This is a genomic window from Corynebacterium sp. ZY180755 (assembly GCF_054331495.1).
The window spans coordinates 1,594,307-1,609,487 of sequence record NZ_CM135811.1 but is presented as its reverse complement, the minus strand read 5'-3'; the positions used below and the strand labels follow the sequence as shown (position 1 = coordinate 1,609,487).

The window sequence follows — 15,181 nt, the reverse complement described above, 5'->3', positions numbered from 1 at the left end:
GCGGGGCGGTTCACCTTTGACGAACGGCCCCGCATTGACAGGTTTTGGCTAAAATAATTGCAAAAAACTCGGACCACCATTAAGTGGTCCGAGTCAATAGGCTTGGCAAAACTCTACGCCTGAGGAGTGTTGCGAAGGTGTGCCACGCGACTTGGCTCGATGTTCAGAGCGCGCAGCTGAGAATCAGTTAGTTCAGCGTAAGGGCCGGTAGCTGTGGACTGCAGGTAGATCCAATCCGGCTCCTTGTGGCCAACTGGCTTGTTGTGAGCAGTTACCTTCTTAACCTGGCGGCCCTTTGGCTGGAACAAGTGAAGCAACAGGCCCACTGCAATCAGTGCGGCAAAGACGAAGAGGTAAATCGTTTCAACGTGCCCCTTGTGGTTACCAAAGTTGTATGCCAGCAGGAACAGGACGGAAATCCAGCCAGCAATCTGGATAGCGTTTCGTCCAAGTCCGTGCCAACCCCAAGCAGCCGAAGGCTCGTCTAGGGTGGAAACGCCGTTGTGGACCTCGGGGGCGATCTCGTGGGAACCAGCCACGTCCTTCTCCTTATTTTTATCTCCGCGCTCTTGCATGAGTTCGCCGAGATGAGAACTCTATGAGCGCGGGTGAATTTAAACGTTCGATATAACCGCTATTTTTTCACATACACACGGCAAATGCGACATTGTTGGCACTTCGAATTGTGGCATTGATCGCGTTCTTCCATTAAAAGGGGTTGGGATGCAAGAAAAATCACGAAAATTGCGGGCTGAAATCGGCCTTCATCATCCGAAAGTTGTTACCCGTTCGGGGGAGTAAGTCTGATTTCTGACTAGGCGCAAATTCTTTTGTTACAGCATCTTGCGGGTGTCACTGGGCTCATGATTAAGGCGCCAAAGGGATAATGAAAAACGTGAATACCTCAAACTCCCAGTACCCAATCATTTCAGAAACTACCGGCGCCAGTTTGCACCTTGGTGAAAGCGCCCAGAATTCCGGTCGCCGAACGATCTTGATCCTTGGTTCCACCGGATCAATCGGAACTCAAGCTCTTGAGGTTGTAGCTGACAATCCTGACAAGTTCGAAGTAGTGGGTATCGCTGCTGGTGGGCGTAATCCGCAGTTAATTATTCAGCAGGCTAAGGCCTTAGGACTAAGCGCGGATAAGGTTGCTGTAGCAAACGATGATGCTGCCAAAGAAGTATCCGCAGCCTTGGGCGGAATAGTCCGTTCAGGCAAGGACTCAGCAACCCAGCTTGTTGAGGACGTTCCAGCTCACACGGTCCTAAATGGTTTGGTCGGATCCCTAGGACTTAACGCAACTATTGCGACCATAAAGTCTGGGGCATACCTTGCGTTGGCTAACAAGGAGTCGCTTGTTGCGGGTGGTCGTTTGGTTACTGAGATGGCGGCTCCAGGGCAGATTATCCCAGTGGATTCTGAGCATTCTGCCATGGCGCAGTCTTTGAGGTCGGGTACTCGTTTTGAAGTGGATAGATTTGTACTGACAGCTTCTGGCGGGCCGTTCCGAGGATGGACCCGAGAAGAGATGATGGATGTGACCCCAGCGCAAGCGGCTGCCCACCCAACGTGGTCTATGGGGCAAATGAATACTTTGAATTCCGCTACCTTGGTGAATAAGGGACTGGAGCTCATTGAAGCTACGCTGCTGTTCGACATTCCTGCGGATCGTATTGACGTGACAGTACACCCGCAGTCGATCGTCCACTCAATGGTGACGTTTGTAGACGGAGGAACCATTGCCCAGGCATCTCCGCCATCCATGAAACTGCCGATTTCACTGGCGATGTACTGGCCGCATCGTGTCCCGAGAGCTCAAAACTGTCTCAACTTCAGTGAAGCCTCCACGTGGGAGTTTATGCCAGTCGATGACGAAGCATTTCCGGCGGTTCAGCTGGCGCGGGATGTTGCTACTAAGGGAGGTACCTTCCCTGCGGTCTACAACGCTGCCAATGAACAAGCCGCTGACTCCTTCCTCAAGGGAGGAATCAGATTCCCTGAGATCGTTGACGTGGTAGCTGACGTTGTGTCCCGTGCTGATTCCTTTGCTAAGCCTGCCTCGAGTGTTGAGGATGTACTGGCAGTCGAAGGAGAGGCACGTCGCCTAGCGGACGAGCTCGTGGCCAAGCTCACCTAAATCGGAGAAACAAAAAGGTCCACCTGCCCGTTAATCTTTTACAACTGGGTTAGGCCACTCAGGCCGTCTCCTAAAGACTTAAGCTTTCAAACCGTTACCTGTTCTCTAAGGCTCAAATTTACTTTTTGCGTGTTAGCGGGCAGAGATTCTAGGACAATTGCATTCGTGGGTTCCTATTTCTTAGGTGTATTTCTTTTCGCTGTAGGCATCGCAGTCACTATTGCTCTCCATGAGTTTGGGCATTTTTCCACTGCGCGCATCTTTGGTATGCGTGTTCGCCGTTTCTTCATTGGATTTGGCCCAACGGTGATTTCCTTCACCCGAGGCAAAACCCAGTATGGATTCAAGGCTGTACCTCTAGGTGGTTTTTGTGACATCGCCGGTATGACAAACCAAGATGAGGTTACTCCTGAAGAAGCTCCCGTAGCGATGCGCAATAAGCCTGCTTGGCAGCGGATTATTGTTTTGTTGGGTGGCATCATCATGAACTTGATTGTTGCCTTCGTTGTTCTGTACGGCGTAGCGATCACCTCTGGTTTGCCAAACACCGATGTGGATACCACTCCTAAAGTAGGCGAGCTGAGTTGTGTACCGCTCAGGCAGATTGATGCGCAAACCTTGGCAGAGTGCTCAGGTAAAGGGCCTGCGGATGAAGCTGGTTTGAAAGTCGGAGACACTATTGCCAGAGTGGATGATAATCAGCTTGTGAGCTTCGTGGAGCTCCGCGATTATGTAATTACTAGGCCAGGCCAGACGGTGACGCTTCACGTTGATCGTGACGGCAAAGAGTTAGCGATCCCAGTCGAGGTAGCTTCTGCGACCCGCTTGGATGCGAAGGGGAATGAAGTAGAAATTGGCGCGATTGGAGTTTCGAATGCTCCGGTCGAGAACCCCATTATTGCCTACAATCCCGTTAGCGCTCTTGGTGGCACTTTTAATTACACCGGAGAAGTCATTAAAGCGTCAGCTGAAGGACTTGCAGCTTTCCCTGCGAAGATTCCGGGCGTTCTGGCGTCGATTTTCGGAGCAGAGCGCGACATCAATGGCCCCATGAGTGTCGTGGGTGTTTCTCGTGTTGGCGGCGAGCTCGTTGAACGCGATATGTGGTCTAGCTTCTTTATGATGTTGGCAAGCCTTAACGTTTTCCTCGCGCTCTTCAACTTGATTCCATTGCCGCCATTGGACGGTGGTCACATTGCGGTTGTCCTGTACGAGAAAGCTCGTGACTTCTTCCGCAAACTCCGTGGTCTGCAACCTGGAGGTCCCGCGGATTACACCAAGCTCATGCCAATTACTCTAGGTGTAGCCAGCATTTTGCTAGCGGTTGGTCTTCTGGTGATAATCGCGGATGTTGTGAACCCAATCCGGTTGTTCGGCTAGTTTGCACACGGTCCCGTGAAAAGGATTGCGTGCAGAGAGTCGAAGGATGTCACTGGTTTAGGGCCGGTGATAGACTCGTGAAAGAAAATGTCTGACAATTTTTCATACGCAGGCCGATTTGACGGTGCTGCGGGTAAAGAGGAGTAAAAAAGTGTCTACCCCAATTGGTCTCGGACTGCCAGATGCACCCCCTCCAGTTCTGGCTCCGCGTCGTAAGACTCGCCAGCTCATGGTTGGCAACGTAGGTGTGGGTTCAGACTACCCAGTAACCGTTCAGTCGATGACGACGACCAAAACCCACGACGTCAACGCAACGCTTCAGCAAATCGCTCAGCTGACCGCGACTGGCTGTGACATTGTTCGTGTGGCCTGTCCAAAGACGGTGGATGCTGAGGCTTTGCCGATCATCGCCAAGAAATCCCCAATTCCCGTTATTGCAGACATTCATTTCCAGCCAAAGTACATCTTCGCGGCCATTGATGCCGGCTGTGCTGCAGTGCGCGTGAATCCAGGCAATATCAAGGAATTCGATGGTCGTGTGAAAGAAGTTGCCAAGGCTGCTGCTGATGCAAACGTCCCGATCCGTATTGGAGTTAACGCTGGTTCCTTGGATAAGCGCCTCCTTGAAAAGTATGGTAAAGCAACCCCAGAAGCTCTCGTCGAGTCAGCAGTGTGGGAGGCAGGCCTGTTTGAAGAGCATGGTTTTGGTGACATCGCCATCTCAGTGAAACACAACGATCCTGTAATCATGGTTGAGGCCTACCGTCAATTGGCGGCGAAAACTGACTACCCATTGCACTTGGGTGTTACTGAGGCTGGGCCGAAGTTCCAAGGCACAATTAAATCCGCTGTAGCATTTGGATCCCTGCTAGCAGATGGTATCGGTGACACCATTCGTGTTTCCCTTTCTGCTGATCCTGTAGAGGAAATTAAGGTCGGCGACCAGATTTTGCAGTCGCTTAACCTCCGCGAACGCGGATTGGAAATCGTTTCTTGCCCATCTTGTGGTCGCGCTCAGGTTGATGTGTACAAGCTTGCTGAGGAAGTAACTGCTGCACTTGATGGTATGGATATTCCGCTGCGTGTAGCCGTTATGGGCTGCGTCGTTAACGGTCCAGGTGAGGCACGCGACGCTGACCTAGGCGTTGCGTCCGGAAATGGCAAGGGGCAGATCTTTGTTAAGGGAGAGGTTGTCAAGACCGTTCCCGAAGCACAGATCGTGGAAACCCTGATCGAGGAGGCTCTCCGCATCTGTGAGGAAGAAGGGATTGAGGTCAAGGAAGGCACAGCCGCCAAGGTTTCAATTACCAAGTAGTTTGGCCTGATCGTTTACGTACATAAGCCACCGCTGGAGATTCCATTTACTCTCTGGCGGTGGCTTTGCTATATGCAGGGAGTGGCAACACTTATGCCTGCTTAAGCGGTGTTAAGTTGTTCTCCATGAAGAAACAACTGTCGCTGTTACTCACCACTTCAGTGGTGTGCTCGGGCCTTGTTGCCTGTACTCCAAAGCCAGCTTCAGTTGATCCCGTGGTAGAGGATTTCTTAAACTCCATTGAGAATCGGGACGTTGAGACGGCGAGCTCCTTGACTGATAGTTCCGCCCTTGCCTCGGTGGCAATAAATGATACTTGGACCGGGCTCCAAGCAGAAGGACTCGATGCTCAACTGGACTCGGTGGATTTGAACGATACCGTTGCCACGGCTACCTACACCATGAACTGGGACCTCCCGCGGAATCGTGATCTAAGCTACCAAGCTTCCATGACCCTCACTCGATTCGGTGATGATTGGACCATCAGTTGGCACCCATCGGTTCTACATCCTGAGCTCAGTACGAGTCAGCACCTTGAATTGCGCGCTATAAACGCGGAGCGCGCCAGTGTTGTCTCCTCAGACGGTGCTGATATTCTCGTTCCGGGAACCGTTTATCGGCTTCTTGTAGACCTCGACCAAGTTACTGACCTCAATCCCACAGTCAATCGGATTGTGACGGTGGTCAACGCTGCTCATGAGCGCGATTCCCAGGTGCAGCGACTTAATGCTGAAGAACTCAGCAGAAATCTCAAAGATGCGTCCGGTCGTTTTTCGGTCATGACTATCAACGAACGTGAGGGCGTAAACGTCAAGAACGAGTTGGCAAACACTCCTGGCATCATCATGAATCCCGAAGCGGCTATGGTGAATATTGACCCAGACTTCGCGCCAGATATTATCTCCCGAGTCGCCCTAGTAGTAGAAGAAGAACTGGAGGGTGCTAACGGTTGGGAAATAGCTACTGTCACTCCCGATGGCGTAGCAATGAAGACGCTAGAGCGTCATGAAGCCGAGGAGGCTCCCGCAGTTCGGATAAGCCTGGATCACGATGTCCAGCAGGCCGCTGAGGAGGCAGTGAACCTTCGGCGAGATATGCAGACGATGCTGGTGGCGATTCGTCCATCTACCGGTGAAATTCTTGCAGTCGCACAATCTGACCTAGCTGATCGCGAAGGAGATCTAGCGTTGAGCGGCCAGTATCCTCCGGGCTCGACGTTCAAGATTATCTCCGCAGGATTGGGGATAGAGGATCAGGGATTAACCCCAGATTCAATTGTTCCTTGTCCCGGCTCAATGAACCTGTACGGCCGTACGGTGAACAACTACAACCAGTTCTCACTCGGTAACGTGCCACTTGAACTTGCTTTCGCACGATCTTGTAACACCACATTTGCCGATATATCTACCAAGGCAGATCCTGGGGAGCTGAAGGAAATAGGTAGGTCGTTCGGATTAGGGATGAATTACGAGATTCCCGGTATTAACACTGTCACAGGTTCGATCCCTGAAGGCGAAACTCCGCTGGAGCGCACTGAGGCTGGCTATGGTCAGGGTTTAACTCTGGCGAGTCCCTTTGGCATGGCATTGGTATCAGCAACTGTGGCTGCGGGTAAGACTCCAAATCCGACCTTCATTAGCGGCCATGAAACTAAGGAAAGCGGTGACGCAAAGCCACTAAAGAAAGAAACAATTGATCAACTGCGCCGAGTTATGCGCGCAGTGGTTCTCCCCGGCGGTACCGCGGGTGGCATGCGTGCAGGTGGGGAGATTTACGGTAAGACCGGTGAAGCTGAAATTACCGGTGGTTCCCACGCCTGGTTCACTGGGTACCGTGATGACATTGCCTGGGCTACGCTTGTCGTCCTTGGCGGCGGTTCTGAAGCTGCGGTGGCCGTAACCGATGAGTTTTTAGTCCGTTTAGATGAGCTGGACAAAGGGAAATAAAAGGCATTGCGAGCTCGTCGCCGAAGTGCATAGGCGAGTAACCTTTCCGAGCTTTATTGGGCTACCATTGCAGACATGTCTACAACCCGTGCACCACTAGTCCCTGGCAAAGCAACCCCTATCCGCGAAGTACCGCACCACATTGAGCGTCCCGAGTATGTGTGGAAGCCAGAGGTGCAGGAAAACATTGGCGAGCCATGGATCCAGACGCCTGAAACTATTGAAGCAATGCGTGAGGCCTCCAAGATTGCCGCTAATGCACTTAAAGTTGCGGGCGAGGCTGTTGCCCCGGGTGTTACTACTGATGAGATTGACCGTATCGCCCACGAATACATGCTCGATCATGGTGCTTACCCTTCCACTCTCGGCTACTTAGACTTCCCTAAGTCTTGCTGCGTTTCCATGAACGAGATCATCTGTCATGGTATCCCGGATACCACAGTTATCGAGGACGGTGACATCGTCAACATCGACGTGACGGCTTACAAGAATGGCGTCCACGGTGACACAAATGCTACGTTCCTGGCTGGTAACGTATCCGAGGAGCACCGCCTCCTCGTTGAGCGCACCGAGGCAGCAATGATGCGTGCAATCAAAGCGGCGAAGCCTGGCCGCGAAATTAACGTTATTGGCCGTGTGATCGAGTCTTATGCCAAGCGTTTTGGTTACAACGTTGTTCGCGACTTCACTGGCCACGGAGTAGGGCCTACCTTCCACAATGGCCTAGTAGTACTTCATTACGATTCTGATGCCTACAAGACGATCCTAGAGCCAGGCATGACACTCACAATTGAGCCGATGATTAATCTAGGTGAACTGGATTACACAATCTGGGACAACGGCTGGACTGTTCAGAACACTGATTACAAGTTCACAGCGCAGTTTGAACACACGCTCGTTATCACCGACGACGGAAATGAAATTCTCACACTCGCTGACTAAAAAATAGGGAAGAAGTGGGACTGGTCAGTCGACGGTTTTTTAAATCTAAATAGAGATCCGTTGACTCTGGCAGAGTGCATTTTCGAAACCTGTAGTAGTTTGAGCAGCTGATAATTTTGAGTTATCGGGTGCCCAAGGCTTAGGCAGCTCATGCTGAGGGCTGGCCGTCAGCATGATCCATTGAGAACTTTTCTGTTTCAATGCGTTCCTAAGTAGCAGGAAACCGGCTGGAGTTACCAGCCGGTTTCAGAGGGTAAGCAGAATGCTGCAGCGAAGTGATTAGTCGAATTCTAGCCCGAGAAGTGCGTTCTCAATGAGCTCAGGCAGCGCAGGGTGGATCCAGTACTGATCAGTAGCCACGCTGCGTACATCAAGGTTGAAAGCCATGACGGTGATCAGCTGCTGAATGAGCGTCGAAGCTTGTGGGCCCATAAGGTGGGCGCCCAACAGCTTCCCCGAGGTTTTATCCGCAATCAGTTTACAAATTCCGGTGGAGTCTTCCATGGCCCAGCCGAAGGCAACATCGCCGTAGTTTTGAACCTTAACGGTAACGTTGTGGCCAGCAGCGCGAGCTTGGTCCTCGGTGAGACCCACGGTGGCAATTTGGGGATGTGTAAAGACAGCTGCCGGCACGAGATCGTGAGGCAGTTTTTTCAAATTGTCGGAATTGAGCAGGTTGTGTTTTATGGCACGCATCTCGGCATTGGCCACATGCTTGAGCTGGTACGGTGAGGATACATCGCCCAGTGCCCATACCCCTTCAGCGGTAGTGCGGCCAAATTCGTCAGTCTGGATCCGCTTGTCTGAAGTCATCTCAATGCCGGCAGAACCAAGGTCCATCTGATCGCCGTTAGGGGTACGACCAGTTGCTACCAAAAGTAGATCAGCTGTGATGCTTTCGCCGTTGTCGAGGGTAAGAGAGACGGGGCTGGTCTCGTTTTGATGTGATTCGCCAGAGTTTCCAGAGGTTGCTTGCTGTGACGCTCCGGTGATATTTACACCGAGCTTACAGTTAACGTGCTTGGCGAACTCTTCGGTAAAACGAGTCGATATTTCTGCGTCGTTCTGGTGCAGGAGCTTCTCAGAGCGGTTAATGAGGGTGACGTCTACACCCAAGGCTTGGAAAATGTTTGCAAACTCCACAGCAATGAAGCCACCGCCCATAACAATCATGGATTTAGGAAGCTCTGGAATGCGCATGATGTCTTCGTTGGTGTAGTACTTTACGCCAGATTCGGCGATCACTGGTGGGATGAATGGTCGTGCGCCAGCGGCGATGACAATCTGATCGCCAGAGATTACTTTTTCCGTCGCGCCTTGGCCTGTCCTAATAGTTTTTGGTGCGATGAAGACGGCATGCTGATCAAAGACGGAAATGTTCGGCGTCTCATCACCTCGGCGGTAGTCCTCGCCTCCTTGAGCGATAGCATGGACGCGCTTGGTGAAAACGCGTTCTTGGATGCTAGGCCAATCCACTCCCGTGATCTCAGAAGAGATGCCATACTTGCCGGAATCTTTGATTGTCTGTGCAACCTCGGCGGCATAAACAAACATTTTGGTAGGGATACAGCCAACGTTCAGGCATGTGCCTCCGAACGTACCTTTTTCCACGATCGCGATTTTCTTGTCATCGAACTCCGGGCCCGGGATGGAGTTTCCCGACCCTGTGCCAATGATGATGAGATCGAAATGCTCATCAACATGTGCGGTGGGTGTGGAGTCTTGAGCGGTAGAAAGTGGAGGAGTATCGGTCACTGAAATTGTCCTTGAGTTTATGGAATTGGTTAAGAATGTAAGAATCGATGAGTTAATGCCCAACCGGGTGAAGGGTAAAGATGCAGCGCATGTGATCTCTCGCTGCGCATTACTCAGTCGTCCCGGTAGGTGTAACCGTTTTACCAATCAGTTTCTTCCTAGATGAGTGAAGAAAGGGCGGTACTTTAGGAAGACGGCGCGTCATTATCAAGCAAAAGTGAAAGCCAAGACGTGCATGCTTGGAAAGCGAAGCTGCGGGCGACGTCTCCGGACAGGAAAACATCATGCATGGCATCAGGAATGGTGCGGACGGTGGAACTACGGGAGAGCTTCGGTGCCCAGCGTTGTATATGCTCTACCCATAGGACGCTGTCAGAATACATTGCCTCAGGGGCGAAGTCGCGACCTTTGTACGACTTATCCGAGCACAGAGTCAAGGTTGGAACACCGCAATCAATTCGGTCTTGGTGGATCTGCCGTTGAGAGATCAAGACGGTGCGCATCCATCCCATGTATTTGGGTTGACCTTTAATAGGCTTCCACTGAAGGTTGAAGTTCCAAAAACCCTGTTCGCTGTGGTGTACTGATTTGCCGTATGCGCCCAGAGCACCTATTGGTAGGACAACGTGTGGGTACTTCTTCCCCAGAAAGCTCATAGCAGCGTTGAACGCGAGGGTTGCAGGGCGTGGGGCCATCAGGTCGAGCCACGGGCTATTAAAGATCGCGCCAGGGATTCTTCCGTGTTCAGGTTTGTGGCCCTTTCGGAGGTAATCGAGCCAGAGGGCTACGATCAAGCCGCCTGTGGAGTGTCCCATAGGGATGATTTGCTCGTGATCCTTCGAAATGACGTTGAACGCAATGTTCAGTTCCTCGAAATAGAGACTTAAATCTGTGATGTAGTGGAATGACTGACCTTCGCGCCACGATCGGCCACACTTGCGGAGATCAACTGCGAAAAAGTCGTAACCGTGGTCATTAAAATGTTCGGCTACATGGGATTGGAAAAAGTAGTCCGTCATGCCGTGGACGTACAAGATTGCAGGCCGAGTGCCGTTCGGCTTAGAACTTTGCTCGTCTTCGCTGCGGCCAACATACTTCACCAGCGTAGCAACGATATCTGATTCGCCGTCTGGATCCTCACCCAATGCGAGCTCAGCGCACTGGAAGTTGTTCCCCAAGTGATCCTGCGTCCAAGTTAGCGAAGCTGGGGCAAACGCCTCACTGATGGGATCGGAGCTTAGGCGCTCTGGTTCTGTGGAGGCGTTGGCGTCCTGCTTGTCTGCGGAAGCGGATCGATCGGTAGTACTCATAACTATCCAGCATAACGTGATAAACGGGCGAGGTGAACATTGTGAAAGCCTCGGGCTTGGCTGGTTCACCTTTGCCCGCACTGGTATTAACTTTTGGCGTTGCTGGTGCTATCTCACCCCCCTAAACGCGTTGCAACCGCGAGCAGCGGTGACGTGTGGGGCGGTGGTGCGTCGGAAAGAAATAAAATCCATGTGGATTGTTGGCTTGATCCCCTGAGGGGGTGAACTGGGGAGGGGAACTAAGGCGCAGGCTGTGATGAATTGCAGCTATATTGTCAGCAAACTTTGTGGGAACTTTGAGAGTGAAGTTGCAAATGTGCAGCCTAAAACATGGAGGGGGTGGTGTGTGGGGGTGTGGATATGAACTTTTGTCCTTGGGAAACTCGCTACGCGTAATAATTACACTCGATGTATTTATTCAAGGCGTAGACTGAAACGGTGATGAACCATGGGCTTAGTTCTGGGCGCAACGGGTTATAAGACAACTACCATATAACCTGTGCCAGAATTCGGGCCTGAGTGCACTGATAATGCACATTATTTCGATCCCTTCCGGGGAGCGGACAAGTGTTCACATACTTACCGGGAAACAAAGACGCGTAAAACGCAAGGAAGTTTGAAATGTCAGATTCCAAGAACACCGTAACGACAGTCACCGACGAGGTAGACGTCGCCCTAATCGGTGCGGGCATCATGAGCGCTACTCTTGGCGCAATGCTTCGCACTTTGGAGCCTGAATGGTCTCAGGTAATCTTCGAGCGACTCGATTCCCCGGCGGAAGAGTCATCTTCCCCATGGAATAACGCTGGTACCGGCCACTCCGCGCTCTGCGAGCTCAACTACACCCCAGAAGTCAACGGCAAGATTGACATCACTAAGGCACTGGGTGTTAATGAGAAGTTCCAAGTTTCCCGTCAGTTCTGGTCCCACCAAGTCAACGCGGGCGTGCTGTCAGATCCGGCTGAGTGGATCAACCCAGTTCCACACGTTTCCTTCGGCCGTGGCGAGGATCAGGTTGGTTACATCAAGCGCCGCTACGAGGCTCTGAAGGATCACCCTCTGTTCCCTAACATGCAGTACAGCGACGACCGCGCTGTTCTTGAAGAGCGCATTCCACTGATGGCGGAAGGTCGTTCCGAATTCGAGAAGACTGCGATTTCTTGGACCGACGCTGGTACTGACATCAACTACGGCTCCCAGGCCAAGCAGTTCCTCGCAGCCGCCGAGGCCGGTGGAACCGAGATCCGCTACGGCACCGAAGTAGTAGATATCACTAAGGACGGCGCAAAGTGGAAGATCGAAACTAAGAACGTCCACACCGGTGACAAGTCTGTCGTACGCGCGAACTTCGTATTCGTTGGTGCTGGTGGCATGGCACTGCCATTGCTGCAGAAGGCTGGCATCCCAGAGATCCGTGGCTACGGTGGATTCCCGGTATCCGGTCAGTGGCTGCGATGCACCAACAAGGAAATCATTGATCGTCACGCTGCGAAGGTTTACGGTAAGGCCTCCGTCGGTGCACCTCCAATGTCTGTTCCTCACCTGGATACCCGTGTCATTGACGGGGAGAAGGGTCTTTTGTTCGGTCCTTACGCCGGCTGGACCCCTAAGTTCTTGAAGAAGGGATCTTGGCTGGATCTGCCAAAGTCTTTGAAGGTCACCAACCTGCCATCCATGCTTGCTATTGGTGTGCAGGAGCTGGGCCTGACTAAGTACCTGATCACCGAGGTTCTGAAGGATCAGGCTGCACGTATGGAATCTCTGCGTGAGTACATGCCAAACGCAAAGGATGAGGACTGGGAGCTCGTACACGCTGGTCAGCGCGTTCAGGTCATTAAGCCAATTGTGGGCCCACGCTTTGCTTCCCTTGAGTTCGGTACTGCACTGATCAACTCCAACGATGGCTCCATCGCTGGTCTCCTCGGTGCGTCCCCAGGCGCGTCGATTGCACCTGCCGCTCTTCTTGAGCTGCTTGAGCGTTGCTTCGGTTCCCGCATGGTTGCTTGGTCTGACAAGATCAAGGAAATGGTTCCTTCTTACGGCGTTAAGCTGGCTTCCAACCCAGCTCTGTTCAAGGAGATGTGGGACTACACCCAGGAAACCCTGAAGCTGGAGCGTTAAAGCTTAGTTTTAGCTTTGAAAAGTGTGGAGAGGCAACGAACAGAGATGTTCGTTGCCTCTCCTTCTCTTTGTAGAAGGCTAGGTGGATCCCTACCGGTGCTGTTCTTTTTGAGTAGGATCGGTGGGGATATATTTTTATATGGCTTACTTGCGGAGTGTGCTTTTGGGTAGGTGATCGTATTGAACGCGGGATATTGCGTGGTAGACACCCCGTTCGGGCCATTTGGCATCCTTACTAGAGGTACGGAATTCGGATCGCCAGTACTGGCGTCAGGTTGGGTTTCGTCTCCGGCTGATCTGCGCCCGCTGATCGCTGAAGGCATCAGGCCCGCCGTTGCAGATATTGAGCCGGTGGAGATGAACAAGGCCGGCCGCGCCGTACAGGCGTACTTCTCCGGCGACGCCTCCTTATTAGGCAAGGTTGAGGTTTTAACGCACGGAACCGAGTTTCGTAAACTTGGTTGGGGTGCCATGAAGCAGATTAAGGCTGGACAGACCATGAGCTACGCCGACTTTGCTGCGATGATGGGCAACCCTGATGCGGTGCGCGCCGCCGCCTCCGTATGCTCGTCCAACCCTGCGGTGCTCTTTGTCCCATGTCACCGCGTGGTTACATCCTCCGGCGACGTAGGCAACTACCGCTATGGTTCTGAAATCAAAGCAGACCTTTTGGATATGGAACGCGGTCTCGTGCAAGACGCCAAGGAGTAGGAGCAACCCTACTAATTAGGTGCGGCTAGTTAGGTGCCACAGAACGTGCGGAAGCTTTCAGTGAATTCCTCTGGCGCCGGCCAGCGGTATTGATCATCCTCTGGGGTGGCGGGGTCAGTAACGCTTTGTTGCTCATGTTGAGGTGTGAAGGGATTGGTTACGCGCTGCAGGAGTTGATTGAATCGCTCTAAGGAACCTTCCTCCGCAGCCTTAATCGCTTGATCAACTAAGTGATTGCGCGGAATGTAAATCGGATTGATGGTCTGCATCTCTTGGTGGGCAGGGTTGAGTGATTGCCACTGCTCTGCCCAGCCTCGGAGCATGCTGGTTGTCGCTATGTGCGCTTGGTACCCGTTGTTCTCAGATCGAGGATCCTCACTGAGGAATCTCATTGCTGTGGTGAGGTCAAGCTTCTCTTCGGTGAGGATATCAGTGAGGCTGTCTGCCAGCTCTGAAAAGATTGGGTTCTTTCTATGATCTGAAACGCCCAGTGCGTGCGCCATCTCATCCAGCCACGCGTGGCGGTAGATAACAGGGAAGCGGTTCATGGTTTCTTGGGCATGCTCGAGGCCAACGGCATCAATGATTGCCTCAGCGAAGCGTGCAAGGTTCCAACCAATAATGACCGGCTGATTCGCGTACGCGTATCGCCCCTGAGTGTCAATAGAAGAAAACACCGTCTTTGGGTCAAAGTGATCCATGAAAGCACACGGACCATAGTCAATCGTTTCGCCGGAGATGGTGGTGTTGTCCGTATTCATTACCCCGTGAATGAAACCGAGTCGCATCCACTTGGCCACCAGCCTTGCCTGTTTCTCAACGACTTTGGTGAAAAACTCCTGAGGTGTGCTGCCAGGGTAGTGGCGCTCGATTGCGTAACCCAGGAGGTTCCTCGGTGTTCCTTGATCCTTGATGGCTCCGTACTGGAATGTGCCCACGCGGATGTGGCTGGATGCGGTGCGCACTAGCATCGCACCTGTTTCCAACTTATTCCTGATAACCCTCTTGCCTGTGGTGAGCACACCAAGGCTGCGGGTAGTAGGAACGCTGAGAGCATGCATGGCCTCGCTGAACAAATATTCACGCAGCATTGGGCCCAGCGTTGCTTGACCATCGCCTTGGCGTGAGTACGGTGTACGGCCTGATCCCTTGAGGTGGACGTCGATCAATTGGTTAGTTCCTGGTGCTTTTACCTCACCCAGAAGCAGTGCGCGACCATCGCCCATCGTTGGATTAAACTGGCCAAACTGGTGGCCCGAATACGCCATAGCGAAGCCTGTGCCGTGTAGCTCGATGTCTTCCTGTGCAAGATCCAGTTTGTGGGCTAGATCATCGTTAAAAATGTGCCAGCTGAGCTGCGGGAAATCCTCTGCTTGCCATGGCCTGCCGTAGTGTGGCAGTGCAGTAGCGAAGTTATCCGTAAGTTTCTGCGTTCCGGTGCCACTGCTGTCGGCTGGCGAGTACTGATCTCGTGCACGCTGGTTCATGGGAGCCAGCCTACGTTGAACAGAAGCTTCTTGCCATGAAAATGCTGGTGGGGACGGTGTCGGTTTACAGTTAC

The 15,181-nt window shown here is 52.5% G+C and carries 11 protein-coding genes; 7 read left to right on the top strand and 4 right to left on the bottom strand.

Features of this window, described 5'->3' with window-relative positions:
• Nucleotides 1-113 precede the first annotated feature (113 nt).
• Nucleotides 114-539 carry a DUF2631 domain-containing protein gene (locus ACXM2N_RS07405; RefSeq protein WP_458487378.1) on the bottom strand — a complete coding sequence of 142 codons (426 nt, stop codon included), beginning with the start codon at nt 537-539 and terminating at the stop codon, nt 114-116.
• 410 nt (nt 540-949) lie between these two features.
• On the opposite strand from ACXM2N_RS07405, the gene dxr reads away from it, so the two are divergent.
• The 5 genes from dxr to map all read left to right on the top strand — a co-directional run bounded on the left by dxr (nt 950) and on the right by map (nt 7,723).
• Nucleotides 950-2,140: a 1-deoxy-D-xylulose-5-phosphate reductoisomerase gene (dxr, locus tag ACXM2N_RS07400; protein ID WP_458491070.1), complete on the top strand. Its 1,191-nt coding sequence runs from the start codon at nt 950-952 to the stop codon at nt 2,138-2,140.
• A gap of 165 nt (nt 2,141-2,305) precedes the next feature.
• Entirely contained in the window at nt 2,306-3,520 is a 1,215-nt protein-coding gene (locus tag ACXM2N_RS07395; protein WP_458487376.1) for a M50 family metallopeptidase, read from the top strand.
• A 151-nt stretch (nt 3,521-3,671) separates the two neighbouring features.
• On the top strand, nt 3,672-4,835 hold the full coding sequence (gene ispG / locus ACXM2N_RS07390) for a flavodoxin-dependent (E)-4-hydroxy-3-methylbut-2-enyl-diphosphate synthase (protein WP_458487374.1): 1,164 nt from the start codon (nt 3,672-3,674) through the stop codon (nt 4,833-4,835).
• A gap of 125 nt (nt 4,836-4,960) precedes the next feature.
• On the top strand, nt 4,961-6,781 hold the full coding sequence (locus ACXM2N_RS07385) for a penicillin-binding transpeptidase domain-containing protein (protein WP_458487372.1): 1,821 nt from the start codon (nt 4,961-4,963) through the stop codon (nt 6,779-6,781).
• 75 nt (nt 6,782-6,856) lie between these two features.
• Entirely contained in the window at nt 6,857-7,723 is an 867-nt protein-coding gene (gene map / locus ACXM2N_RS07380; RefSeq protein ID WP_458487370.1) for a type I methionyl aminopeptidase, read from the top strand.
• Between the two features lie 279 nt (nt 7,724-8,002).
• On the opposite strand, the gene mtr is transcribed toward map, so the two are convergent.
• Nucleotides 8,003-9,403: a mycothione reductase gene (mtr, locus tag ACXM2N_RS07375; RefSeq protein WP_458491068.1), complete on the bottom strand. Its 1,401-nt coding sequence runs from the start codon at nt 9,401-9,403 to the stop codon at nt 8,003-8,005.
• A 260-nt stretch (nt 9,404-9,663) separates the two neighbouring features.
• Nucleotides 9,664-10,788 carry an alpha/beta hydrolase gene (locus ACXM2N_RS07370; RefSeq protein WP_458487368.1) on the bottom strand — a complete coding sequence of 375 codons (1,125 nt, stop codon included), beginning with the start codon at nt 10,786-10,788 and terminating at the stop codon, nt 9,664-9,666.
• Between the two features lie 621 nt (nt 10,789-11,409).
• On the opposite strand from ACXM2N_RS07370, the gene mqo reads away from it, so the two are divergent.
• Nucleotides 11,410-12,909, top strand: coding sequence for a malate dehydrogenase (quinone) (gene mqo, locus ACXM2N_RS07365; RefSeq protein WP_458487366.1), 1,500 nt, complete (start codon nt 11,410-11,412; stop codon nt 12,907-12,909).
• A 180-nt stretch (nt 12,910-13,089) separates the two neighbouring features.
• Nucleotides 13,090-13,620, top strand: coding sequence for a methylated-DNA--[protein]-cysteine S-methyltransferase (locus tag ACXM2N_RS07360; protein ID WP_458487364.1), 531 nt, complete (start codon nt 13,090-13,092; stop codon nt 13,618-13,620).
• A gap of 29 nt (nt 13,621-13,649) precedes the next feature.
• Here ACXM2N_RS07360 and ACXM2N_RS07355 read toward each other — a convergent pair whose 3' ends face one another.
• On the bottom strand, nt 13,650-15,107 hold the full coding sequence (locus ACXM2N_RS07355) for a protein adenylyltransferase SelO (RefSeq protein WP_458487362.1): 1,458 nt from the start codon (nt 15,105-15,107) through the stop codon (nt 13,650-13,652).
• Between the last annotated feature and the right edge of the window lie 74 nt (nt 15,108-15,181).

Bases quoted from the DNA above. Each gene is read 5' to 3' on its own strand.
- map (WP_458487370.1), top strand. From the start codon at position 6,857: ATGTCTACAACCCGTGCACCACTAGTCCCTGGCAAAGCAACCCCTATC.
- ACXM2N_RS07370 (WP_458487368.1), bottom strand. From the start codon at position 10,788: ATGAGTACTACCGATCGATCCGCTTCCGCAGACAAGCAGGACGCCAAC.
- ACXM2N_RS07355 (WP_458487362.1), bottom strand. From the start codon at position 15,107: ATGAACCAGCGTGCACGAGATCAGTACTCGCCAGCCGACAGCAGTGGC.
- ACXM2N_RS07385 (WP_458487372.1), top strand. From the start codon at position 4,961: ATGAAGAAACAACTGTCGCTGTTACTCACCACTTCAGTGGTGTGCTCG.
- mqo (WP_458487366.1), top strand. From the start codon at position 11,410: ATGTCAGATTCCAAGAACACCGTAACGACAGTCACCGACGAGGTAGAC.